General features: G+C 73.1%; 22 protein-coding genes and 1 pseudogene. 10 read left to right on the plus strand and 13 right to left on the minus strand.

Annotated features, from left to right (window positions below; genetic code table 11):
• Positions 1 to 337 precede the first annotated feature (337 nt).
• The 4 genes from ACWFQ8_RS13410 to ACWFQ8_RS13425 all read left to right on the plus strand — a co-directional run bounded on the left by ACWFQ8_RS13410 (position 338) and on the right by ACWFQ8_RS13425 (position 5,816).
• A complete protein-coding gene (locus ACWFQ8_RS13410) occupies positions 338 to 1,774 on the plus strand; it encodes an FGGY family carbohydrate kinase (protein ID WP_453786330.1) in 1,437 nt (478 codons plus the stop codon).
• Positions 1,771 to 3,177 carry an FAD-dependent oxidoreductase gene (locus ACWFQ8_RS13415; protein WP_453786331.1) on the plus strand — a complete coding sequence of 469 codons (1,407 nt, stop codon included), beginning with the start codon at positions 1,771 to 1,773 and terminating at the stop codon, positions 3,175 to 3,177. The genes ACWFQ8_RS13410 and ACWFQ8_RS13415 overlap by 4 nt, the downstream gene beginning before the upstream one ends.
• Positions 3,174 to 4,424 carry an FAD-dependent oxidoreductase gene (locus tag ACWFQ8_RS13420; RefSeq protein ID WP_453786332.1) on the plus strand — a complete coding sequence of 417 codons (1,251 nt, stop codon included), beginning with the start codon at positions 3,174 to 3,176 and terminating at the stop codon, positions 4,422 to 4,424. The genes ACWFQ8_RS13415 and ACWFQ8_RS13420 overlap by 4 nt, the downstream gene beginning before the upstream one ends.
• A gap of 105 nt (positions 4,425 to 4,529) precedes the next feature.
• A complete protein-coding gene (locus tag ACWFQ8_RS13425; protein WP_453786333.1) occupies positions 4,530 to 5,816 on the plus strand; it encodes a hypothetical protein in 1,287 nt (428 codons plus the stop codon).
• A gap of 38 nt (positions 5,817 to 5,854) precedes the next feature.
• Here ACWFQ8_RS13425 and ACWFQ8_RS13430 read toward each other — a convergent pair whose 3' ends face one another.
• Both ACWFQ8_RS13430 and ACWFQ8_RS13435 read right to left on the minus strand, forming a co-directional pair.
• Positions 5,855 to 7,159, minus strand: coding sequence for a cation:proton antiporter (locus ACWFQ8_RS13430; RefSeq protein ID WP_453786334.1), 1,305 nt, complete (start codon positions 7,157 to 7,159; stop codon positions 5,855 to 5,857).
• Positions 7,160 to 7,165: 6 nt separating this feature from the next.
• Entirely contained in the window at positions 7,166 to 7,636 is a 471-nt protein-coding gene (locus ACWFQ8_RS13435; protein ID WP_453786335.1) for a cation:proton antiporter regulatory subunit, read from the minus strand.
• 208 nt (positions 7,637 to 7,844) lie between these two features.
• On the opposite strand from ACWFQ8_RS13435, the gene ACWFQ8_RS13440 reads away from it, so the two are divergent.
• Positions 7,845 to 8,501 carry a nucleoside/nucleotide kinase family protein gene (locus ACWFQ8_RS13440; RefSeq protein WP_453786336.1) on the plus strand — a complete coding sequence of 219 codons (657 nt, stop codon included), beginning with the start codon at positions 7,845 to 7,847 and terminating at the stop codon, positions 8,499 to 8,501.
• A gap of 212 nt (positions 8,502 to 8,713) precedes the next feature.
• Here ACWFQ8_RS13440 and ACWFQ8_RS13445 read toward each other — a convergent pair whose 3' ends face one another.
• Both ACWFQ8_RS13445 and ACWFQ8_RS13450 read right to left on the minus strand, forming a co-directional pair.
• Positions 8,714 to 10,093 (minus strand): ATP-binding protein, encoded by a 1,380-nt coding sequence (locus tag ACWFQ8_RS13445; RefSeq protein WP_453786402.1) that lies wholly within the window; start codon positions 10,091 to 10,093, stop codon positions 8,714 to 8,716.
• 208 nt (positions 10,094 to 10,301) lie between these two features.
• Positions 10,302 to 10,979 (minus strand): response regulator transcription factor, encoded by a 678-nt coding sequence (locus ACWFQ8_RS13450; RefSeq protein WP_453786337.1) that lies wholly within the window; start codon positions 10,977 to 10,979, stop codon positions 10,302 to 10,304.
• Positions 10,980 to 11,114: 135 nt separating this feature from the next.
• Here ACWFQ8_RS13450 and ACWFQ8_RS13455 point away from each other — a divergent pair, with 135 nt between their 5' ends.
• The gene (locus ACWFQ8_RS13455) at positions 11,115 to 11,774 is read left to right on the plus strand and encodes a hypothetical protein (protein WP_453786338.1); all 660 of its coding nucleotides are present in this window, start codon (positions 11,115 to 11,117) and stop codon (positions 11,772 to 11,774) included.
• Positions 11,775 to 11,795: 21 nt separating this feature from the next.
• Here the strand turns inward: ACWFQ8_RS13455 and ACWFQ8_RS13460 are convergent, their stop codons facing one another.
• Positions 11,796 to 13,031 (minus strand): DUF418 domain-containing protein, encoded by a 1,236-nt coding sequence (locus ACWFQ8_RS13460; RefSeq protein WP_453786339.1) that lies wholly within the window; start codon positions 13,029 to 13,031, stop codon positions 11,796 to 11,798.
• Between the two features lie 493 nt (positions 13,032 to 13,524).
• Between ACWFQ8_RS13460 and ACWFQ8_RS13465 the strand changes: the two genes are divergently transcribed.
• Positions 13,525 to 14,115 carry an RNA polymerase sigma factor gene (locus ACWFQ8_RS13465; RefSeq protein ID WP_453786340.1) on the plus strand — a complete coding sequence of 197 codons (591 nt, stop codon included), beginning with the start codon at positions 13,525 to 13,527 and terminating at the stop codon, positions 14,113 to 14,115.
• Positions 14,116 to 15,054: 939 nt separating this feature from the next.
• Positions 15,055 to 15,846, plus strand: coding sequence for an IclR family transcriptional regulator (locus tag ACWFQ8_RS13470; protein WP_453786403.1), 792 nt, complete (start codon positions 15,055 to 15,057; stop codon positions 15,844 to 15,846).
• Here the strand turns inward: ACWFQ8_RS13470 and ACWFQ8_RS13475 are convergent.
• Positions 15,843 to 16,022 (minus strand): hypothetical protein, encoded by a 180-nt coding sequence (locus tag ACWFQ8_RS13475; RefSeq protein WP_453786341.1) that lies wholly within the window; start codon positions 16,020 to 16,022, stop codon positions 15,843 to 15,845. The two genes, ACWFQ8_RS13470 and ACWFQ8_RS13475, sit on opposite strands and share 4 nt — an antisense overlap.
• Before the next feature lie 267 nt (positions 16,023 to 16,289).
• On the opposite strand from ACWFQ8_RS13475, the gene ACWFQ8_RS13480 reads away from it, so the two are divergent.
• Together ACWFQ8_RS13480 and ACWFQ8_RS13485 are read left to right on the plus strand one after the other, a co-directional pair.
• Positions 16,290 to 17,429, plus strand: a complete 1,140-nt coding sequence (locus tag ACWFQ8_RS13480; RefSeq protein WP_453786342.1) for a tryptophan 2,3-dioxygenase family protein — start codon at positions 16,290 to 16,292, stop codon at positions 17,427 to 17,429.
• Positions 17,430 to 17,616: 187 nt separating this feature from the next.
• A pseudogene (locus ACWFQ8_RS13485) lies at positions 17,617 to 18,136 on the plus strand (IS5 family transposase); the annotation flags it as partial.
• A 71-nt stretch (positions 18,137 to 18,207) separates the two neighbouring features.
• Here ACWFQ8_RS13485 and ACWFQ8_RS13490 read toward each other — a convergent pair.
• The 7 genes from ACWFQ8_RS13490 to ACWFQ8_RS13520 all read right to left on the minus strand — a co-directional run bounded on the left by ACWFQ8_RS13490 (position 18,208) and on the right by ACWFQ8_RS13520 (position 23,314).
• On the minus strand, positions 18,208 to 18,714 hold the full coding sequence (locus ACWFQ8_RS13490) for a DinB family protein (RefSeq protein ID WP_453786343.1): 507 nt from the start codon (positions 18,712 to 18,714) through the stop codon (positions 18,208 to 18,210).
• Between the two features lie 143 nt (positions 18,715 to 18,857).
• On the minus strand, positions 18,858 to 20,087 hold the full coding sequence (locus tag ACWFQ8_RS13495) for a hypothetical protein (protein WP_453786344.1): 1,230 nt from the start codon (positions 20,085 to 20,087) through the stop codon (positions 18,858 to 18,860).
• 244 nt (positions 20,088 to 20,331) lie between these two features.
• Positions 20,332 to 20,724, minus strand: coding sequence for a hypothetical protein (locus ACWFQ8_RS13500; protein ID WP_453786345.1), 393 nt, complete (start codon positions 20,722 to 20,724; stop codon positions 20,332 to 20,334).
• 292 nt (positions 20,725 to 21,016) lie between these two features.
• Complete coding sequence (locus ACWFQ8_RS13505; protein WP_453786346.1) at positions 21,017 to 21,262, minus strand: hypothetical protein; 246 nt, start codon at positions 21,260 to 21,262, stop codon at positions 21,017 to 21,019.
• A 285-nt stretch (positions 21,263 to 21,547) separates the two neighbouring features.
• The gene (locus tag ACWFQ8_RS13510; protein ID WP_453786347.1) at positions 21,548 to 21,787 is read right to left on the minus strand and encodes a hypothetical protein; all 240 of its coding nucleotides are present in this window, start codon (positions 21,785 to 21,787) and stop codon (positions 21,548 to 21,550) included.
• Positions 21,784 to 22,422, minus strand: a complete 639-nt coding sequence (locus tag ACWFQ8_RS13515; protein ID WP_453786404.1) for a TNT domain-containing protein — start codon at positions 22,420 to 22,422, stop codon at positions 21,784 to 21,786. Before ACWFQ8_RS13515 ends, ACWFQ8_RS13510 begins: the two co-directional genes overlap by 4 nt.
• A 172-nt stretch (positions 22,423 to 22,594) precedes the next feature.
• Positions 22,595 to 23,314: a helix-turn-helix transcriptional regulator gene (locus ACWFQ8_RS13520; protein ID WP_453786348.1), complete on the minus strand. Its 720-nt coding sequence runs from the start codon at positions 23,312 to 23,314 to the stop codon at positions 22,595 to 22,597.
• Positions 23,315 to 23,323: the final 9 nt, after the last annotated feature.

Below are 23,323 nucleotides of genomic sequence, written 5' to 3' on the forward strand. Positions count from 1 at the left end.
AGCGGCCCGGGCGGGCGCGTCCTGCGGTGGTCGTGGTCATCGGTCCTCGGATCGCGTGCGGGGTGGAGGCGCTTCCTCAGGGCGTTCGGCTACCGCGCTGCAGCCGCGCCGTCGACCCACGGTCGGCGTCCTTCCCGTTGATCGGCGATCACTATAGGGCGACGGAAAGCATCCGCATCCAGAATCCCGTTCGAACGCAAGTATCAAGCCATGCACCGCGGGTGAGTTGGCGTCAGTACGTCCCGCGTCGGCCGGGACGGACCTTGACGGGCGACTTCCGCTGGTGAAGGCTTCCGATCGACGATCAAGCAGTGCCGACACCAGGGACGGAGCGGTGATGACGGGTCCCGTGCTCGCGGTGGACCAGGGCACCTCGGGGACCAAGGCGCTCGTCGTCTGCCCGGTACGCGGGGTCATCGGCTCCGCTTCCGCGCCCGTACGGCCCCGCTACCTGCCGGGCGGCCGGGTGGAGGTGGACCCCCGCCGGCTGCTGGACTCCGTCGTCGACGCCGGGCGCGCCGCGCTCGCCGCGGCCGGCGAGCCGGTCGTGGCCGTGGGGCTGGCCAACCAGGGCGAAACCGTCCTCGCCTGGGATCCGGGCACCGGCGAGCCGCTCACCGACGCGATCGTCTGGCAGGACCGGCGCGCCGCCCAGCTCTGCGACGAACTGGCCGCCCACGCAGCGTGGTTGCGGGAGACGACCGGCCTGCCGCTGGACCCGTACTTCGCCGCGCCCAAGATGGCCTGGATACGCCGCCACCTGACCCGCCGCGGCGTCGTGACGACCAGCGACGCATGGCTCGTGCACCGCCTCACCGGTGCGTTCGTCACCGACGCGGCGACCGCCGGCCGCACCCAGCTCCTCGATCTGGACACCGTCGGCTGGTCGGCCGCGGCGATCGACGCCTTCGGCCTGACCGGCGAGCGGCTCCCGGAGATCGTCGACGCGGACACCCGCGTCGGGACCACGACCGCCTTCGGGCCCGCGCTGCCGCTCACCGGACTGCTCGTCGACCAGCAGGCCGCGCTGCTCGCCCAGAGCGTCACCGAGCCCGGCACCGCCAAGTGCACGTACGGCACGGGCGCGTTCCTCCTCGCGCAGAGCGGACCGCTTCCCCGCCGCAGCGCCACCGGGCTCGTCGGCTGCGTCGCCTGGCGGCTCGCCGGAGAAACCAGCTACTGCCTGGACGGGCAGGTGTACACGGCCGCCTCCGCCGTGCGCTGGCTGACCGACCTCGGCGTGATATCCGGCGCCGAGGACATCGACACCGTGGGCGGGAGCACCCCGGACGCCGGCGGCGTCACCTTCGTCCCCGCCCTGGCCGGGCTCGCCGCCCCCTGGTGGCGCGGCGACCTGCGCGGCTCGATCACCGGGCTCGGCCTCGACACCACGGCCGGCCACCTGGTGCACGCCCTGTGCGACGGCATCGCCGCCCAAGTGGCGGAGCTCGCCGACGCCGCCGCCACCGACCTGGGCGCGCCGCTGGCCGCTCTGCGTGTCGACGGCGGGCTGACCCGCTCCGCGCTGCTCATGCAGGCCCAGGCCGATCTGCTCCGGATCCCCGTCGAAGTGTCGGCACTGCCGGACGTCACCGCCCTCGGGATCGCGGCGGTCGCCCGCCTCGGGCTCGATCCGTCGCTCAGCGTCCACGAGGCCGTCCCGCAGTGGAAGCCGTCCGCCGTCTACGAACCCAAGGCCGGGGCCGAGCAGACGGCGGAGCGCCGCGCCCGGTTCCGGACGGCGGTGTCGGCCCTCGTCGACGGCCCGGCATGAGCGTCACCACCACGGGCGCCCTGCCCGGCGGAGCGTACGACGTGACGGTCGTCGGCGCCGGAGTGGTGGGCTCGGCCATCGCGCGGGAACTGGCCCGGCTCCCGCTGCGCGTCGCCCTGCTCGACGCGTCCGACGACGTCGGCGACGGTACCTCCAAGGCCAACACCGCCATCCTGCACACCGGTTTCGACGCCGTACCCGGCTCCCTGGAGTCCCGGCTCGTCCGGACGGGCGGGCAGCGGCTCGCCGCGTACGCCGCCGAGAGCGGCATCCCGGTGGAGCCGCTCGGGGCGCTCCTGGTGGCCTGGGACGAGGAACAGCGTGCCGCGCTGCCGGGCCTCGCCGACAAGGCCGTGCGCAACGGATACCGATCGGCCCGGATCGTCCCGCCCGAGGAGGTGCGAGCGCGCGAACCGCACCTGGGCCCCGGGGCGCTGGGCGCGCTCGACGTGCCGGGCGAGTCCGTCATCTGCCCCTGGACGACCACGCTCGCGTACGCCACGCAGGCCGTGCGGGCCGGCGTCGACCTCCACCTCCGCTGCCGCGTCGAGTCCGTCGTCCCGGGCGACCCGGGTACGCCCCACGAGCTGACCACGGGCCGGGGACCGCTGCGCACCCGCCACCTGGTCAACGCGGCCGGCCTGTACGCCGACCGGATCGACCGCCTCCTGGGCCACGAGGACTTCACCGTGACGCCCCGGCGCGGCCAGCTGATCGTCTTCGACGAACTCGCCCGCGGCCTGGTACGGCACATCCTGCTGCCCGTGCCCGGCCCCCTCGGCAAGGGGGTGCTGGTGTCGCCGACGGTCTACGGGAACGTGCTGCTCGGGCCGACCGCCGAGGACCTGGACGACAGGACGGCCACCGGATCGACCGCCGAAGGGATCGCGCAGCTGCGGGAGAAGGGCCGGCGCATCCTGCCGGCGCTGCTGGAGGAGGAGGTCACCGCGGTGTACGCCGGGCTGCGGGCGGCCACCGGCGACGACGACTACGCGATCCGGGCCCACCCCGCGCAGCGGTACGTCACCGTGGGCGGCATCCGCTCCACGGGCCTGACCGCCTCCATGGCGATCGCCGCCCACGTCGTGGAGCTGCTCGCCGACGGCGGACTGCCGGTCACCGGCGCACGGGAGCTGGAGCCGGTACGGATGCCGAACCTGGGCGAAGCGTTCCCGCGGCCGTACCGCGACGCGCGGATGATCGCGGCCGACCCGGAGTACGGGAGGATCGTCTGCCACTGCGAGCGGGTCACCCGCGGGGAGATCCGCGACGCCCTCGCGGCCACCGTGCCCCCCGGCTCGCTGGAGGGCCTGCGGCGGCGCACCCGGGCGCGGGCCGGCCGCTGCCAGGGCTTCCACTGCGGCGCCGCCGTCCGCGCGCTGTTCGAGGAGGCTCGCGGATGAACCGTACGGTCGACGTCCTGGTCGTCGGGGCCGGCCCGGCCGGACTGGCCCTCGCCGCCCGCCTCGCCGGCGCGGGCGCGGGGCGCGTCGAGGTCCTGGAACGCGAGCAGGAGGCCGGCGGGATGCCGCGCCACTGCCACCACCGGGGCTTCGGCGGCTTCGGCGGACGGCCCCCGCTGTCCCCCCGGTCCGAGGGAGCCGCGCCGCCGCACCCCTGGCTCGTCGGACCGTGGCTACGGGGACCGGCGTACGCGCGGCGGTGGACGGACACGGCGGTCGGCGCGGGGGCCGCGGTCCGGACGGGGGTCACCGCCACCGGCTGGGCCGGTCCGCTGTCCCTGGACACCACGAGCCCGGCAGGCCTGGAGCGGATCACCGCCCGGACCGTCGTCCTCGCCACCGGCGCCCGGGAACGCCCGCGCAGCGCCCGGCTGGTGCCCGGCTCCCGTCCGGAGGGGGTGCTGACGACGGGGGAGTTGCAGCAGACGGTCCACGGGTACGGCCGGACCGTCGGCCGGCTCGCCGTGGTCGTGGGCGCCGAGCCGGTCGCCCGCCACGCGGTACGGACCCTGCGCCGGGCGGGTGCGGACGTGGTGGCGATGGTCACGGAGCACCCGCGCGGCGCCGCACTGCCCGGCGTCCCGCTGCTCACCGCCACCACGGTCGTCGAACTGCGCGGCCGGGGCCGACTGTCGGGCGTGACCGTGCGCCACGCGGACGGCCGGTCCGGATTCCTCGCCTGCGACACGGTGGTCTTCACCGGCGACTGGATCCCCGACCACGAACTGGCCCGCCGCGGCGGCGTCGCACTCGACCCCGGCACCCGTGGCCCTTCCGTCGACGCGTCCTTCCGCACCTCGGTGCCGGGTGTCTTCGCCGTCGGCAACGCCCTGCACGGCGTGGAGACCGCCGCCACGGCCGCCGCCGAGGGCGCCGCCGCCGCGGCCCCGGTCCTGGCCCACCTGTCCGGAGCGCCCTGGCCGGACCCCGGCCCACCCCTGGTCGTACGGGCCCCCCTGGTGTGGGTCGCGCCGAACCGGGTGGCCGGCGTGGGGAAGCGTCCGTTGCTGCTGCGGTCCGGGGAACCTCTCACCGGCCCGCTGGTGACGGCCGGCCAGGACGGCCGGCTCCTGTGGCGCCGGCGGATCCCGGGCCGGGTGTCACCGTCGCGGTCCCTGCGGCTGCCACCGGGATGGACGGGACGGGTCGACGCGGCGGGCGGTCCCGTCGTCCTGGGCATCGCCTGACGGCGCGTCACAGACCCCGGCGCCGACATCCGTTACCACAACTGCCGTGCCAGGAAAGGGACTCGGGCTACGGGCGTCCGCGGACGGCGTCTAGATTCTCCTCCCATGGATCTTTCACGCAGGACCGTCATCAAGGGCATGGCCGCCGCGCCGCTCGTCACCGGCGCCGGCGCCGCGCTCCTGCCCTCCCAGGCCCGGGCGGCCACCCTGCCCGCCGGGCAGTTCACCCTGGCCGAGCGGACCGCCAACGCCTCCGGCTCCTTCACACAGCTCGTCGAGGGCCTGGCCGCGGCCCTGCCCACGGTGCGGGTCGCCGACGTGCTGGCCGACGCCAACCGCGACGCGACCCGGCTCACCGGCGCGCCTGCCGGCGTCGGCGGGTTCTCGCACGGTTTCACCTGGAACCCCGGAGACCGGGACGCCGCCGAATGGATTCCGCAGGGCATCACCACCAGCGCCGACGCCCTCGGCGCGGGCCTGTGGCCCGCCGGCGGCAAGCGGGTGGTCCTGGTCTCCTGGTACTTCGAGACCGACCCCGACCAGGACGACGTCCACGAGTTCGCGATCGACAAGGGCATCCGGCTCAGCTTCGTGGACCACACCTCCGCCGCGGCACCCACGTACCGGCACGTACTGCTCGTCGAGCCCGTCCGGGGCGCGGGCGGCACGTACACCTACCAGCCGATCCGCACCCACGCGGGCGGCATCATGTGGTACGGCAACCTGCTCTACGTCGTGGACACCTACAAGGGCCTGCGGGTGTTCGACCTGGAGAAGATCTTCCAGGTCAGCACCGGCCTGCCGGACGTCTGCGGGCTGCACTCCGACGGCCGCCACCACGCCTACGACTACCGCTACGTCCTCCCGCAGACCGGCGCCTACGACAACACCGGCACCCTGCTGCGCTTCTCGGCCGTCGGACTCGACCGCGCGTCCACCCCCGACAGCCTCACCGTGAGCGAGTACGCCTACGACCTCACCACTCCGGTGGTCGACTACGACCCGAGATTCACATGGAACGGCAACGGCCAGAAGATCGCGACGCCGAAGGTCGTCCGGTGGCCGCTGGACCACACGAACCGCAAGATCGCCTCCACCTCGGCGTCCGAGGCCGTCACGGTGGCGCAGGGCAAGATCCAGGGCGTGGTCTCGCGGGAGGGCCGGCACTACCTCTCGGCGAGCGACGGCCCGAGCCGGGGCGGCAGCCTGCGCACGGTCACTTCCGGCGCCGACGCGCCCTCCACCGTGGTCCGCCTCGCCAAGGGATGCGAGGACCTCAGCTTCCACAGCTCCGCCACGACCGGTTGGGCCTACTCCGACTCGGTCATCTGGAACGTGAGCGAGTACGCGGGCTCGCGCTACGTCTACGCGGTGCACGCCGACGGATCCTGACCCCCTGACCTCCGGGGCGCCCGCGGGCGCCCCGGAGGTCAGGGGCGTCCGACAGGGTCCTGGTCCTGGACGTCCCGGTCCGGGGCCGCCCGGCCCTGAACCGCCTCGTTCTCGCTCGCCCGGCCCCGGGTCGCCTCCGGGGACTCGGCCGGCGAGGGCACGGCGGCCCGTACCGGTGCGGAGCGCGCGCGCCGCGAGGACACCCAGGCCGCCACGGGCTCGGTGTAGCGGGCGGTGAGCGGCCCGATCACGACGAGGAGCAGGACATAGGCGGTGGCGAGCGGACCCAGAGCGGGCTCGATGCCCGCCGTCACGGCGAGGCCTGCGATGACGATCGAGAACTCGCCGCGCGCCACGAGCGTGCCCCCGGCCCGCCAACGGCCCTTGACCCCGATCCCGGCCCGCCACGCGGCCCAGTAGCCGGTCGCGATCTTCGTACCCGCCGTGACCACGGCGAGCGCGAGGGCGGGCAGCAGGACGGGCGGAATGCTCGAAGGGTCGGTGTGCAGGCCGAAGAAGACGAAGAAGACGGCCGCGAACAGGTCGCGCAGCGGGCTGAGCAGCGTGTGGGCGCCCTCGGCCACTTCCCCGGACAGGGCGATGCCCACCAGGAACGCGCCGACGGCCGCGGAGACCTGCAACTGCTGGGCGATGCCCGCGACGAGCAGGGTCAGCCCGAGGACGACGAGGAGCAGCTTCTCCGGGTCGTCGCTGGAGACGAACCGGGAGATCAGCCGGCCGTAGCGGACGGCGACGAACAGGACCGCCCCCGCCACCCCGAGCGCGATGGCCAGCGTGAGACTGCCCGCGGCGAGACTGACACCGGCCAGCAGCGCGGTGATGATCGGCAGGTAGACCGCCATGGCCAGGTCCTCCAGGACCAGGACGCTCAGGATCACCGGCGTCTCGCGGTTGCCGAGCCGGCCCAGATCGCCCATGACCTTGGCGATGACCCCCGAGGAGGAGATCCAGGTGACTCCGGCCAGCACCACCGCGGCGACCGGACCCCAGCCCATGAGGAGCGCTGCCACCGCGCCGGGTACCGCGTTCAGCGTGAAGTCGACCAGCCCGGCCGGGTACTGCGTCTTGAGGTTGGAGACCAGGTCGCTCGCCGTGTACTCCAACCCCAGCATGAGCAGGAGCAGGATGACGCCGATCTCGGCACCGATCGCGACGAACTCCTCGCTGGCACCCAACGGCAGCAGCCCGCCCGTTCCGAAGGCCAGACCGGCCAGCAGGTACAGCGGGATCGGGGAGAAGTGGAAACGGCCGGCGAGCCGGCCCAGCAGGCCCAGACCGAGGATGATGGCACCGAACTCGATCAGGAAGACGGCGGAGTGCACGACCGATCACTCCCGTCCGAGTATCGCGGCGGCCGCGTCGACGCCCTCGCGGGTACCGATCACGATGAGCGTGTCCCCACCGGCGAGACGGAAGTCCGGCGCGGGCGAGGGGCGCGCCTCGGCCCGGCGCAGGACGGCCACCACCGAGACGCCCGTCTCGCTGCGCATCCGCGTGTCACCCAGCACTCGGCCGTTCCAGTGCGAGTGCGCGGACAGTTCGATCCGCTCGGCCACCAGACCGAGATCGGTGGTGTGCAGCACGTTCGGACTGTGGTGAGCGGGCATCAGGGCGTCGATCAGCGACGCCGTCTCGCCACCCGTCAGGTGCAGCGACTGCGCGCACGCGTCGGGGTCATCGGCCCGGTACACGTTCACCGTCCGGGTACCGTCCCGGTGCGCGATGACCGACAGGTGCCGGTGTTCGCGCGTGGTGAGATCGTACTGGACACCGATGCCGGGCAGTGGTGTGGTGCTCATCCGTGGAGCGGGCACAGCTCTGTCCCCCCTTGTTCCATCTGTTCGACTGTCGAGCGGCGCCGACCCGGTACGAGGCAGGTTCCGGTCCCCGCGCACGCACATCGTGCCATCTCCGACCAGGAACGGGACGTGGGTGTCGTCCGACGCATCCGGGTCGGCGCCGCCCCGACGGAGCCCTCCGTCCGGCGCCTCGGGCAGGATACGGACGGTGGAGACGACAGAACTGATCGCACGGGCCCGCGCGCTCGCCGACCGGACCACCCCCGCCGGCGGACACGGTCCGGGTAGCCGGCGGATCCTCGGAATCGCGGGCCCGCCGGGCGCCGGCAAGTCCACCCTGGCCGAGCTGCTGGCCCGGGAACTGGGCCCGGAACTGGCCGCCGTGGTGCCGATGGACGGCTTCCACCTGTCCGGGGCGGAACTGGCCCGCCTCGGCCGGGCCGACCGCAAGGGCGCCCCCGACACCTTCGACGCGGCCGGGTACACCGCGCTGTTGCGTCGGCTGCGCGATCCCGAGCCCGGCACCGTCTACGCCCCCGCCTTCGACCGCGCGCTCGAAGAGCCGATCGCCGGGAGCATCCGCGTCGCCCCCGCCGTACCGCTGGTGATCACCGAGGGGAACTACCTGCTCCACGACGCCGGCGAGTGGGCCCGGGTACGCCCGCTGCTCGACGAGGCCTGGTACCTCGCGCCCGACGACGGCCTGCGCGTCCGGCGCCTGGTCGAACGGCACGTGCGCCACGGCAAGGACCCGGGGTACGCGCGGGAGTGGGTGGACCGCTCGGACGAGGCCAACGCCCGGCTCGTCGCACCGGGACGCCAGCGGGCGGACCTCGTCCTCGACCCCGCCCTCGACCTCGGCTGACCCGCTGTCGTCGAGGTGGGGTCCGGCCTCGTCGACCCGGTGCCCGGTGCGGTGCACCCCGAGTCCCGCCGCCCGGGTGGTCGCCTCCACTACGGCGACCGGGCTCCGGCGCGCCCCACGGCGTCTCGGTGCGGGGCAGGTCCTCCGGCAACCCGGTCGGTGCATCGTCCTGCGCGATTGCCCTGGTGGCGAGGGCTGTTCGGCGTCCGAGCCTACGCCTCGCCGGGCCCGGGAGCCGTCGGCAGGCACAGGACCAGCCGCGCACCGCGCGCCGAGGAACGGGCCGTCAGCGTTCCGCCGTGGTGCGCGGCCAGATCCCGCGCGATGGCGAGACCCAGGCCGGCCCCGCCATGGTCGCGGCTGCGCGAGTCGTCGAGCCGGGTGAAGCGTTCGAAGACCCGCTCCCGGTCGGCCGCCGGGATGCCGGGGCCGTCGTCGACGACCTCCAGCACGGCGGTACGCACCCCCGTCCCTCCGCCCGCGGTGCGCAGGGTGACGTCGACCCGGCTCTCGGCGTACTGCCGGGCATTGTCCACGAGGTTGGTGACGATGCGGCTCAGCCACAGACCGGTGCCCCTGACCTCCACGCCGCCTTCGAGGGTCAGGTACGCCGGAACCCGGTCCCCGGGCCGCGTCTGCGCCGCCTCCCCCACCAGGGCCGTCAGGTCCAGCCGGACGGACGCCACCGGCTGCGCCGCGTCGATGCGGGCGAGCAGGAGCAGATCGGCCGCGAGGTGCTGGAGGCGTTCGACGTCCTCCAGCGCCCCGCCGATCAGTTCGGGCCACAGCTCGGGGTCCCGGACGGCGAGGGCCACCTCCAGCTGCGTGCGCACGACGGTGATGGGGCTGCGCAGTTCGTGGGAGGCGTCGGCGATGAACTGCCGCTGGCGGGCACCGGAGGCCTCCAGCCGGTCCAGGGTGGCGTTCATGGTCTGCGCCAGGCGGGCCACCTCGTCGCGGGTGGCCGGTACCGGCACCCGGCGGTGCAGGTCGCGGTCCGATATCCCGGCCACCTCGGCGCGGATCGCCTCGACCGGTCTCAGCGCGCGGCCGGTGACCCGCCAGGTCACGAGCCCGACGGTGGCCAGGAGCAGGGGGACGCCGACCGCGAGGGCCGCCGTGGTGGTGTCGTCGGCCGCGTCCACGTCGCGCAGCGAGGCCCCCGCGTACACGGTGGCCGGGCCGTCCGGGGTGTCCGTGACGACCTGGACCACCCGCTGGCGGGGCTCGCCTTCGAGCGGGCGCACCGTCCAGGTGTGGAAACGGGTGCCCGCCGTCCCCGGGCCGGGCGGCGGCAGCGGCGGCGCGCCGACCAGGTTGAGGCTGGCGAACAGGACCCGGCCGTCGGCGCCCACCACCTGGATGAACTCCACCCCGCGGGCGGGGGAGCGCACCCGGTCCAGCCGCCCGGCCGCGGCGAGCTGCGCCACGGTCTCGGCCTGCCGGCGTGCGTCGCTCTGCGCGGCGCGGATCAGATTGGCCTCCAGGAGGCCGAGCAGGGTGAAGGAGGCCAGCCCGAGCGCAACGGCCACCACCGCGCAGGCACCCGCCGTGGCCCGCGCGCGGACGGTGGTGGGCCAGGCACGGCGCAGCACCGGCCACCGGTCCAGGAGCGCCGCGAGGACCGGGGCCGTCACGGAGGCGAGGGCCTCGACGAGGCGCCGGCCCGGCCCCAGCGGGTCCCGCGGCGCGTGCGGCTTCTGCGGCGCCCGCTGTGTACGGGGGCCGCGCCGCAGGCGGTCGAGGCGGCGCGGGGCGCGCGCGGGCGCGGGGCCCCGTACGGAGCGAGGTCTCCCGAACTCAGCCACCGTCGACCGCCAGCCGGTACCCGGCGCCCCGCACGGTCTCCAGCGCGGCCCGCCCGAACGGAGCGTCGATCTTGCGGCGCACCGCGCTGACGTGGACCTCGACGACATTGGCGTCGCCGTCGAAGGCGCTGTCCCACACCTGCTCCAGGATGTCCCGCTTGGGCACCACCTCGCCAGCGCGCCGGGCCAGGCATTCCAGGACCGCGAACTCACGCGCCGTCAGACGTATCTCCGCGCCGCCGCGCGAGCAGGAGTGCCGGGCGGGGTCGATGAGCAGGTCGCCGTACCGCATCACCTGCGGGCGCCGCCCGCCCGTACGCCGCGCGAGCGCGCGCAGCCGGGCGACCAGGACCAGGTAGGAGAACGGTTTGGACAGGAAGTCGTCGGCGCCGGTGTCCAGGGCCTCCGCCTCGTCGTACTCGCCGTCCTTCGCCGTGAGCATCAAGATCCCCGACTCGTTGCCGATCGCGCGCAGTTTGGCGCAGACCCGGTAGCCGTTCAGACCGGGGAGCATGATGTCGAGCACGATCAGGTCGTAGCCGTGCTCGGTCGCCATCCACAGTCCCTGGGGCCCGTCGTGGGCCACGTCGACCGAGAACCCTTCCGACTCCAGCCCCCGCTGCAGGGCCAGGGCCAGCCGCCGTTCGTCCTCCACCACCAGTACGCGCATGCCGAACAGGGTCTCAGGCCCGGCCGGCCGCTTGCTGAAGGGGTCTTCAGGTGGCTTCAGGTGGGCTTCAGCATCCTTTCAGCATGATCCGGAACGAGCCGGGAGCAGTGCCCGGCCGTCCCGAGGAGTACTCGCATGTCTGATTCCGTCCCCGCGTCCGTCCCGCCGTCCGTCCCGCCGACCGAGCAGCCGTCCGAGCGGCCCGGGACCAGCCCGGCGGCCACCGCCCGCAAGCGTGCGGCCCTGGGGCGCCTGCTACCCCGCGGCAAGGGCGCCCGATGGGCGGTGGCGGGCGCCGCCGTGGTGATCGCGGGCGGCGCGGCCACGGCCGTCGCCGTGGTCGAGCACCATCACGACCGTCCCTTCGGAGGTCCGCGCGCGGTCTGGTCCGTGCCCGGCCACGACGGCGGGTTCGGGCGCGGCCCCGCAGGCCCCGAGGAGCCCGGCCCGGTGGGCCCGGGGGAGCGCGGCGAGCACGCGGCCGGCGAACGGGAGCAGCGCCGGCTCCTGAAGGGCGACGGCCGGGCCGAGACCGTCCGCCCCGACGCGGCCCGCCCCGACGGAGCCGGGCAGGCGGCTCCCGCGCCGCTCCCCGCCCTGGCGATCGGTGCGGCGGCTGAGAAGGCCGCCGCCGCCGTGACGGGCGGAAAGGTCGAGTCGATGCGCGTGGTGGCGCAGGAGGGCGGCGGCAGCGCCTGGCGCGCCGTGGTCCTCGGCCCGGACGGCGTCCGGCACGCGGTCACCGTCTCCGGCGCGGACGGCACGGTCACCAGCAACACCACGATCGGCCGGTAGGGAGCCGCCGGCCCCGGCCGGTCACTCGGCGCCGTGTACCGCCTCCCGGGGCGGGGCGATGCGGTCGCGCGGGAGGCGTGCCAAGGTGACGGCCCGGAGCAGCCATTCGACCGGGCCGTACCGGTACCGCGCCATCAGGTACCTGCTGAGCGCGAGCTGCGCCGCGTACAGGGTCAGTGCGCCGAGTACGACGACGGCCGGGCCGAGGCGGTCGTACAGCGCGAGGCCGTAGCCGGTGAAGACGAGGGCCATGACCAGGGACTGGCTCAGGTAGTTCGTCAGGGCCATCCGGCCGGCGGGCGCGAGAAGGGCCGTCACCCGCCCCCCGCGCGCGGTGTTCATGAGCAGGAGCATCCCGCACACGTACGCGGCGGTGAGGGCGGCCGCGCTGACCGTTCCCACCGACTGGCCGAGGATCGCCCACCGGGGCCCGAGCGGACCACTGGTCGCCAGACCCGCGAACACGGCCCCGGGCAGGCCGACGGCCACACCGAGCAGCAGGATGCGACGCATCCGGGCACGGTGGCGGGCCGTCGCGGTGAGGAGGCCCAGCTTGCCGCCGTACACGCCGGCCAGGAAAGCCGGCACCACGAAGCCGCCCACCACAGGGATGGCGAGGAGCGCGTCGGGCAACTGGTCGAGGTTGGCCCGTACGACGGACCCGGCGTCCCCCCGGTAGTCGGAGACCAGGCCGGGGAAGCCGGCCGCGAGCTCGGCGTCCAGGTCCGCCGCCTCCGCGGCCGACATGAGCAGGGAGGCGGAGCCGAGCAGGAGCATGAACGCGCTCGCGCAGCCGAAGACGATCAGCGCCGCGCGCCGTGCCGTGTGCGGGGCGCAACCGCGCGCGGCGACCAGGACCAGGCCGAGCACGGCGTACGTCATCAGGATGTCACCGGTGAACAGCAGGACGGCGTGCAGGACGCCCAGCACCAGCAGGCCGAGGGAGCGGCGCAGCAACCGGGGCACGGGCCGCACGCCCGCGCGTTCGGCCGAGGCCACCTGGAGCGTGAAGCTGTAGCCGAAGAGGAACGAGAACATCAGGTAGAACTTGCCGACCACGAAGATCTGCACGAATGCCTCGACGGCCCGGTCCGGCGTGGAGGCGTCCGGGTCCCGAACCGTGCCCAGGGCGTACGGGCCGGCCATCATCAGGGCGTTGACCAGCAGGATGCCCAGGAGTGCGAAGCCCCGCAGGGCGTCGACCTCAGATATTCGCGGTGGCCGGGCCTCCGGTACTCGCGGGGCCGGTACGGACACTGCATCCCCCAGGTGGTTGTCATACGGCGGCGGCCAGCGTAGTTGATCGTCACACCCCGAAGCCCTTCGACGACTGCCTGACTGCGACGACACCGGCGCGAGTGGCCCCGGCACCGGGTGAGCCGTACCCCGTCCGGCCCCGGCCCGGGCGCTCGTAAGGAGCGTGCGCGTGCACGAGGGGGCGCGCACGGAATCGGATGCGCTTCTTCCCGAAAAGTCTCCGCATCCCGCTTGCACGATCGGGGACTTTTTCCGATGGGGTGGAGTTCTGGGGTGCCTGGCGCACTCCAGGGCTGCCCTCACGGGCAGTCAGGCAGGCAGATCCCACATCCCACATCCCCACGCCCCTTGGAAGGATCCGCGCCGAAGTGAATGTCGTCGAGATCGTTGCCCCCGCGCTGATAGTCGCCACCCCGACACGGGTCCTGACCCCCGACACGGTCAGGGTGTTCCGGCGAGAGACATCCGCCCCCCTGGGGGCGGACGAGCAGCCGTGGGGGAGTACATGAACGAGGAGTTCGACCCGTCCGGTGACCGGGCGGTCTCCAGCGAACTGGCGGGCGTCCTGCCCGTCGACTACACCGCCTTCCACTCCCAGCAGCACCGGAGTTACCTGCGCTACGCCCACCTCCAACTGGGCAACGCCAAGGACGCCGAAGGCGTCGTCGACGACGTCTTCACCTTCCTCCTCAAGGTATGGACCCACGCCCTGCGCGAGGCGAGCCTGCACTCCTTCGCCTGGACCGTGCTCCGCGAACACGTGGAGCGCAGGCTCGCCGTCCTCGGACGGCAGGTCGCCATGGTCGAGACGGCCTGGTTCGCCGCGCTCCGCCGCTCCTCGCGCGAACGCATGGAGCTCCAGGAATCGAAGCTCGGCCTGTACGCGGCGATCGCCGAACTGCCCTCGGAGAAGCAGTACGACGTGGTGCTGCTGACCTTCGTGCTCGGCAACGACTGCGACACGGTCGCCCGGATGATGGGCATCGCCCCCGCCACGGTCCGCTCGCACATCAGGGGCGCGCGCCGAACCCTGTCCCGAAAACTCGGGGTGGACTGGATCCCCGGAGAGGAGAAGGACCAGTGAGCGACATGACCCGCGATCGCGACATGGCGCTGTGCGAACTGGACGCGGCGCTGGCGGACGCGCAGGTGCTGGTGGAGGAGTACGCAGGCTACGACGAGGGTGCGGCCCGGCGCCGGATCGCCCGCCGGATCGTCGCCGACCGCGCCCGCTCCTCAGCCGCCACCGCCGGCCCCGGGACCGGGCGCGCAGGCGGCGGCCACCGACGCCGTGGCGGCCGCCGCCGACGCCCTCGCCCTGGACGCCGCCTGCCACGTCCGGGCCGCGCGCGGCCTCGACGACCTGACTTGGGCCCTGGTCGAGAGCCGGGCCTTCGCCGAACTGGCCCTGGACGCATCCTCCTGGCCCCACGGCCCGGATTCGGCCCTGCTGTTCGGATGTCTCCTGCACCTGTCGGACCGGTCGGAGAACGCGCAGTTCTGGCTCCGGTACGCGGCCGGATCCGGATCCCGCACCGCTGCCGACTGCCTCTACCTCCTCCACCTCTCGCGCGCGGAGGTCAACACCGCCCGCCACTGGAAGCGCCAGGCCGGCACCCTGCCCCCCGACGACCACCTGCCGCCCCTGCCCGCCGTCCCGGAAGACCTCGAAGACGCCCTGGTGGCCTCCGTCATCTGGACCTCACCCCCCCTCACGACCCAGGACCTCAGCGCCCTCACCGCCCTCAGCACCGCGACGGCGGGCGCCGGACGGCCCCCGTACCGACTCCCCGCCCGGCTGCGCCGCGCCATCGCCGCGCTGCCCGTCGAGGAGCATCCCGACCTGGGAGAGATCCGCAGCCCCGGCCCCCCGCTCGCGGCGGCCGTCGCCCGCCACGCGCGGCTCAACCCCGCGGGGCTCACGCCGGAGGCCACTCCGCAGGCCCCCGACGCCCTTGAGCCGCCCCCGCCGGCCCCGGCCGCCCGCAGGTCCCCGGCCGCCGTACGGCCCGCTTCTGCCGCGCTGGAATCCGTACACCAGGCCCTGCGCGTCCTGGAGGTCATCAACCGCCACTCGGGAGGCGTCAACCTCACCCAGATCGCCCGCGAGACGCGGCTGCCGCAGCTCGTCCTCGCCCGGGCGACGGAACGGCTGATCCGCGCGAACCTGGCCACCGCCATCGGCCCCGACGCCTACGTCGCCGGCGGCGCCCTCCTGCTGACCCGGCGGGCCGACGAGGACGGGCGCGCGAAGGTACGCGAAACCCTCGCCTGGGTACGGGACGCGGTCGGCGCCGCCGTCTACGTCGCCCGCTACACCGACGGCGAGGTCTCCATCACCCAGTACGCCGACGGGCCGGGCACCCCCCTGGTCGACGAATGGGTCGACTTCCGCGCCGCCGCCCACGCCTCCGCCGTCGGCAAGGCCCTGCTGGCCCAACTCGACCGCGCCGAACGCGAGGACCACCTCGCCCGCCACACCATGGCCCGGTTCACCTCCCGCACCCTCACCAGCCGACGGGACCTCTTCCACCAGCTCGACACCCGCCGCCCCAACGCCCCGCTCCTCGACCTGCAGGAGTACGCGATCGGCACCGTCTGTGCGGCCGTGCCGATCACCTCCGGGCCCAACGCGGAATGCGTGGCCCTGTCCATCCCCGTTCCCGACCCGCACCGCCTCAGGCAGGCCGCCCGGATCCTGCAGAGCGAGGCGGCAGCCGTCCTGCTCGCCCTGATCGTCGCCGGAAAGGACCCCGAGCCCGGAGAGGAGATCCCGACCGGTCGGGAGCACATCATCGTGTCCACCACCGTCTAGACCATGTCCAGACCGTCACCGTCACCGTCACCGTCACGACCGCCCGCCGCCCGCCGCCCGCCGCCCACCGCCCGCCGCCCGCCCCCCGCCGCACCCGTGTCGTGCGGGGCCGGGCGGCCGTGGGCGGCGGCCGGGAAGACCGGTGAGGCGCCGAGGCGGATTCCGGCCGCTGTCAAGACACGAATTCCCGAGACATGACGTCCGGTCTCTCGATCATGCCTAGTGGAAATCGACACCGGCTCCACACGACGGCATGGGAGAAACGAATGGCGACGAATTCCGGTACCGGCACGGCAGAATGCACACGGAAAACGGCTCGCGACTGCGCGTGCCCGCTCCGCGCCGCGTGCACATCGCGTACGTCCACCCTGCGGGAGATCAAACACTGGGCCGCCGCGGACCGAATACCGGACACACTCGACGGTATATCCCTGGCCAGATCGGTGACGGAACACGTACGGCGCACAGGAAAGCATTTCCTACCCGAACGAACGCTCGTCCGGTTGAGCGACATCAGACGCCGGCACACCGCACACCGCCCGCTCCTCAGCGCTTTCCTCGACTGCGCGCTCGACAAACACGAGGGACGCTTCTGGAACCGCACCTACCTCGCGCTACCGGTCCTGGAACTCCTCGCGGACGGACGGCACGCCGCGCTGAGCGCGGACCGGATGTCGACCCTGCTGATGGCCGACCTCGTCCGCTTCGAGATCGAAGCGGCAGCGGGGGCGCCCGAGGAGCCCGAGAGACCCGAACGGGGCCGGCCGGACCGGGCGACGCTGAGCACGCGCCTGCGGCACGCCCTGCGACTCGTGGCGAAGGGGCTCGGCCAGGCGGAGGCCGGAGACCTGCCGTCCCGCCTGGCCCACGCACCCCGGTCACGCCTGGAGGACCTGCTCGATCACCTGCCCCGGCCACCGGCGACGAAGTCCGGCCGATGGTTCGACGTCACCGTCCAGCCCGTCTACGTCGTGCATGACGAGTACTTCTTCATCCGCGTGCTGCAGACCCACGAAATGCATTTCGCCGCGATATCGGCAGCGATGAAGGAGGCCATCGGGGCCCTGCGCGCGGGACGCCTGAAAGAATCCGTAGAGCGAATGGACCAGGCGGTTGCCGTGCTCGAACGCGCCGCCACGCTCTTCCGCATCGTCGCCACGATACGCGCGGAGCAATTCTCCGCCATCCGGCAGTACACCCAAGGTGCCAGCGCCATTCAGTCCGAACAGTACAAACGGTTCGAGGGACTGTGCGGTGTCCCGCCCATACCGCGCTTGCGGTCGGCGGGCTTCGCAAGTGTGCCCGCCGTCCGGGCAGAAGTGGCAGACTCCGGCCACGACACCGTCACCCGCGCCTACCTCGACCTCCGGAACGAGGGACGTTTCGACCAGTCGGAGTGGAACCGCCTCGACGTGGCCATCAGCCGCCTGGAAAGCGGGCACCAGCGGTGGAAGTCGGCGCACCGCGGCCTCGCCGCGCGCATGCTCGGCGACGCGCACGGTTCCGGGTACACCAACGGCGTTCCGTACCTGACGGAATGCCTGGAGAACCGGCTGTTCTGGCAACTTGGTACCAGCGGATAGCCGCGAACCGGCCCTCATCGCAGCCGGGTTGGCTCCCGAACCGGAGGACGGGTAGGTGGCGCGGACGGCCTCCGTCCGGCCCACGCGGCCGGTGTCGGCGCTCGCGGAGTTCACAGCACTAGGCAGTGTCTGATGGCTCTTGCCCGGATGGTGGATCTGTTGCCGTTCCGGGCAGGAGGCCGTCATGGTGCGTCGGCATGAACTGACGAATGCTCAGTGGGAGCGGATAGCCCCGCTGCTTCCGGAGACCGGCGGGCCGGGGGGACGGTGGGCCGACCACCGCACCGTGATCAACGGTGTGTTCTACCGGACCCGGACCGGCATCCCCTGGCGTGACCTGCCCGAACGCTACGGAACCTGGCAGACGGTCTACGAACGCCACCGCCGCTGGTCGGCCGACGGCACCTGGTCGAGGATCTTGCACGCCTTGCAGGCAGGTGCCGACTCCACCGCCCAGGACGCGGACGGCTCGTGGGCGGTCAACGTCGATTCCACCACCTGCCGGGCCCACCAGCACGCGGCCGGAGCCCGACACACTTCCCCGAACGACCACCCCGAAAAGGGGGTGGCATACGTGTGGACCCAGAGGGGCGTGAGGCCCTGGGACGCTCCCGGGGCGGTCTGACCTGCAAAATCCACCTCGCCGGCAAGGGCGGACGCCGCCCGTTGGCCCTGCTCATCACCCGGGCCAGTGGGGCGACGCCCCGCCTACATCTTCCGTGGCACCGTCATGCTCGCCTCGATCAGACTCTGGCTCCGCCCATGATCTCTCCCGGATCTAGTAGCCGGTTGTGCCGTCGAGCATCTCGCGCAGGATGTCCAGGTGGCCGTTGTGGCGGGCCGTCTCCTCGGTGAGGTGGTGCAGGATCCAGCGCAGGTCAACGTGGAGGCCGTTACGGATGGTTCCCTGGGCTTGCTTGTCCAGGTCGTTCCCGGCGACCAGTTCGCGGTAGCGGGCGCTCTGTTCGGCGTATTCGTCGAGCAGCTGCGTGAGCGGGAAGTCGACGGCGATCCGCATCTCGCGGTCGGGGTCCTCGTCGGTCATGGGGGCCCGGTCTTCCTCGCCGAGGAAGATCACCTGGAACCAGTAGTACTCGACCCAGCGGAGGTGGTTGATCACTCCGCTCATGGTCATCAGCGGTGAGCCCGGCAGGAGCGCCTTGCGGGCGTTCTCCGCAGAGACGCCTTCGCACTTGGCGCGAGCGGTGCCACGTGCGTAGTCGAGGAACGTGGTGAGCTGGGTGCGCTCGTCCCACGCGGGCGGCGTGTCATCGATTCTGGGCATCGCGCGAAGCGTCCCCGATCACTGCGACCCATGTCGAGGGATTTATCGACGACCCCAACCTGCTTCACCCAGCTCCTTGTACGGCGGGTCGATACCGCGATCCAGCGCCGGTGGGCCGCCCGGCATGATCCGCCGGACAGGTCCTAGTCCTGCCAGTAGAACAGCAGCGTCGAGACGTCGAGCGGTTCCCGTGCCCCGAAGTAGTAGACGCCGAGGCCGGTGACGCGGATCGACCCCGTGGCCCCGTCGATCCAGCGGAAGCCGGCCGCCTCGAGGGCGGCGCGAGCGTCTGGGTCGTCCCCGTGGCTGCCGGCGAAGCGCCCCAGCGTGCTGACGAGCACCTCGCGCCCGCCGGCCAGGCCCCCGTACCCGATGACGTGGTACGTGCCGTCGCCCTGGTGATGGGCGTCACCGCAGGAGACCGCGGGGCGCGGTGCCAATCCGGCGGCCGCCAGCGCGGCCGCGGCGAGGGCCAGTTGCCGCTCCTCGTCCGGCCGCTGCGGCGGCTCGGTGCACAGGGCCTCCACCCGCCAGCGCGGGTCGCTCTGCTTCTCGCACGCGTGGCCGTACTCGTGCACGATCGCCCGGCGGAGTTCCTCGTCCAGGCCCTCGACCTCCACCCGGGGGCGCCCCAGTGCCTCGTACACGGCCCGCGTCTGCGCCACGTCACCGGTCAGGCGGTGCAGGGCGTACGCGGCCCACAGCTTCGCGTCGGCCGTCGGCGCCTCGGCGAGGTAGGCGCTGACCTGCACCGGGCAGGTCAGCAGGGACTGCGCGAGGTGGGCCACCTGCGGGTCGGGGTCGGCGAGCGCGTCGCTGACGTCCCCACCGGCACGGTGCCGCATGCGGACGACGACGGCCCGGTCCTGCGGCCTCGTCCCGTCGAGCTCGGACAGCACGACCCCCACCCCGTGTCGATCCGCGAGCGCGTCCAACCCGGCCTCCCCGATCGCCCGCCGGGTCCGCCAGTGACTGAACGCGAGGGTCGCCAACTCGGGCGCGGCCGTACGGTCCCCGAGGACTCCGCGGGCCTGGAGGACCGCGTCCACCATCCCGTACGCACTCTCGTGGCGCCGGTCCTCGTGACGCAGCCAGGGGAGGAGCTCCTCCCGGTCCGCGAGCAGCCCCAGCAATGCCTTGCGGACCGTCCCGGAGTCATCGGTGTCGCGAACGCGCGCGAGCAGTTCGCCGACCCGCGCCGCCGGCACCCGACCGGCCAGCGCGTCCACACAGGCCGTCCGGCGCCACCAGGGCTGAGCCCGCTCGGCGGCGCACCGTGCGAGCAGGTCGGGGTCGTACGCCCGCAGCCCGGCGGCGTCGATCCGGCCGGCCTCGGGCGTCAAGGTCTCGATGTTCGGTCTGCGGTTCGGCATCCGGGGATGCTACTGCGCGGCCGGGTACGGCCCGAAACCCGCAACGATTCCGCCGCGAAGGGCACCGGGCCGAGCCGGAGACGGCCCGCGACGCGCCGGCCGGTCGCGCGGTGGGTCAGGCGCATGCAGACGTGTGCTTCGTGAGGTGCCGCTGGAGACCCGAATCGACACGGCACCCGGCGGGCCATCACCCTGACGTGTTCGGACGAGCCCCCGCGGCCAGCCGAACTTCGCCCCCGGCCCGTCAGAGGGCGGCGAAGAAGCTGTCCGGTACGCCGTCGAGGACGAAGCCGTTGTCGAGGCGGACGCGGACCGTGACGCTCGGTCCCCGCTTCTCGTAGTCCGTCCACTCGGGCTCCAACGCGGCGATCTGTTCCTCCAGCCGACGCTTGCTCTCCGCGGGCATGTCACGGCCGAACGCATCGAGAAGGGACGTGAGCCGTAGGTACTCCCGGACCCCCTCGCTCTGGGGCCGGTCCTCGACCACCCGCTCGACCGTGCCTTCGGTGCCCGCGGCCAGGGACAGGGAGCCGACGAAGGACACCGTGGGCATCGAGGAGTCGTCGACCGGCGCCGTCGAATCGAGCAGCTTGGTCTCCGTCGCCAGTCGTACCCGCCGGCCTTCGGTCAGGGTCATCGCTTCTTCCACTCTCGCATCGGGTCGCGCATCGGGTCTCCATCGGCGCGGCGCCGCCGGACCGGGGTCATCCCAGTATCGGTACTGGTCACCCCCGCCCGGGAGCCGCCCCCGGCCCTCGGCGCCCGACCGCGCCCCGGCGGCCGCGACACCGGGCGGGTTCCGCGGCGTACGAACAGCGGCGGCGCGACGCCGGCCCCGGTCCTCGCCGCTCTCACCGCCACCGCCGTCACCACGCACCGCGGGGGCGGTCGGCATGACGCCCGACCGCCCCCGCACTGCTCTCCGCGCGTCAGTGAGAGGCGAAGTGACCGAACTCCGCGTACTCCTTCTCGCCCGCGGCCGAACAGGTCGAGGTGTACACGGGACCGAACACGGCGGGCACGGCGGCCGCCGACGAGCAGCTGGCCGCGAAGCCCGCGTGGCCGCTGGAGAAGTACTCGCCTTCCGCCCCGTCGTTGGCCAGGGCGGCACCGGCGCCGCCCAGCAGGATGCCGGCGGCCAGGACGGAGGCGGTGAGGGCAGAGCGCATACGCATGACTACTCCTGAAGATCCATGGACGACGCGCGAGGAAAGATGCGCGCCGTCCGGATCAACATCACGAGGAGGTCACGAGAAACGGCATGTCACTCGAATGCCGAGCACGGAAAGCAGAGCCCGCCCGCGCGCCGATGTCCCGCCGCTGGTGACGTCGAGGACGGTGGACGCCGGCGGCGTCCGCGGCAGGTGACGGACTGTGCCCCTCAGCACGTAGCCCCGAGAATCCGAGTGGCAGGTGAATTCGCCTTGCCAGGGCGACGCCAACGCTCCCGTACCCCCGCCTCACACGCCCAGCAGCAGCCGCAGGTGCGCGCAGGCCGCGTCCTCGTCGGCGTGCACGACGACGGGCTCGTACGCGCCGCGCTCGTACACGCCGGTCTCCCAGCCGCCCTCCGGCAGGGCCCGCAGGTAGACGAAGTCGGGCGGGGGCGGCGCCGGTTCGTGGACGCCCTCGATCCAGTAGTGCCCGGCGGGCACCCCGGCTTCCCGGAGCGCCCGCTCGAGCTCCTGCCGACGTCTCACGCGGAGGGGACCAGGTAGCCGTTGTCGAGCAGCCACTTGACGTTCAGCCGCTGCCCCTCGCCGGGGTTCAGGAAGACCGGATCGAGCTTGATCTGCCGCCCGCCGCCCGGCTGCTCGAACCAGGGGGCGATGGAGCCTTCCCACACCCTGAACGGCTTGGCGACCTCGTACACGTGGTAGTCGCACGGGAAGGCCGCGTCCCGGGTGTTGAGGTTCTGCGGCGGCAGGGCGCGCTCGGGGTACGTATCGCCGGCCGGGGCGAGGTAGGAGCCGTACTCGGACCCGAAGCGGTCGAGGCGCTCGCCGGGCGTCAGGTCCTCGGCGGCCTTGTCCACCCGGCCGTTGACCTCGGCGAACCCGTCGTTCGGCGGGTACTTCCAGCTACCGGTGTCGGCCGGCCCCTCCCAGTACTTCTGCAGGAAGTCGGCCGACGACAGCTTGCCGGTGCGCTGGTAGCGCTTGACCAGCGGCCCGACCGGCCGTTGCCACCGCTTGGGCAAGTACTGCGGCCCGAGCCGCTTGTCGCCCTCGAACTCCCCGGTGCAGGGTGCCGGCGCCACGGCCGCGGACGCGGACGCCGCTGCGGGGGCGGCCTGGGCCGCGGGCGCGGCGACGAGGGCGATGCCGACGCCCATCGCGGCAAGGACGGCACGAATTCTCAGGTCGGTACGGCTGCGCTCCACGCGCATCTCCTTTGACGTGGTCGAACGTGAGCCCGCCATAGAGTAGTGGATCCCTCACCGTCTGTGATCACCCTGTGCCCTGAACCGGCCATTCGCTGCTCCGGGCGCCCCGCGGATTGGCCGGCTACTTCGTGTAGTTGTAGACGGTTGCTCGGGAGATGCCGAGTCGGTCGGCGATGTGTTGTGCGGAACTTCGGGTCTCGAAGAACCCTTCGCGGTGCAGTTGCCGGACCAGTTCGCGCTTTTGGTCGCGGTTGAGGCTGCGTGGGGTGCTGGAGCGCTGTGCCGCGAAGGAGTCGATGGCGGTCCGGAGTTCGCGTTCGGTGCGGTCGCGCAGTGTTTCGAGGGTCTCGTCCCGGTGTTCGATGTCTGTGGCGACGAGTTTCGCCAGGGTCAGCGTCAGCGGGGACAGCGTGCTGACGTCGAGGTTCAGGCACAGTGCCGCGACGTAGCGCCCGTCGGCATTCTTGACCCCGATCGAGGTGCTCTTGGCCGGGCGTCCGTCGGGGAACTGGTTGCTGTAGTTCTGGATGACGCTGGGGTAGCTGGGGTCTGCGATGCGCCGTAGTCCTAGTTCGGTGGCGGAGTCGCCGACTTGTCGCCCGGACAGGTTGTTTTCGATGACGCGGATGGCGTTGCGAGGGCGACGCAGGTCGTGCAGGACAACCTCGCACAATCCCGGAAACATGCGCCCGACGGCGACCGCGATTCGTTCTGCTTCCCGTAGGAGGTGCTCGTCGGCGAGTTCGTCATCGGATCGGTCATGGGGGGCCTCGGCTGACGGGTCCAGGCTGTCGGCGTCAGTCGTGGGGCCCCGGTGCGGGGGCTGCGAGGGGGGTGCCATCGCGCTCTC

The organism is Streptomyces sp. NPDC055254 (assembly GCF_053606025.1).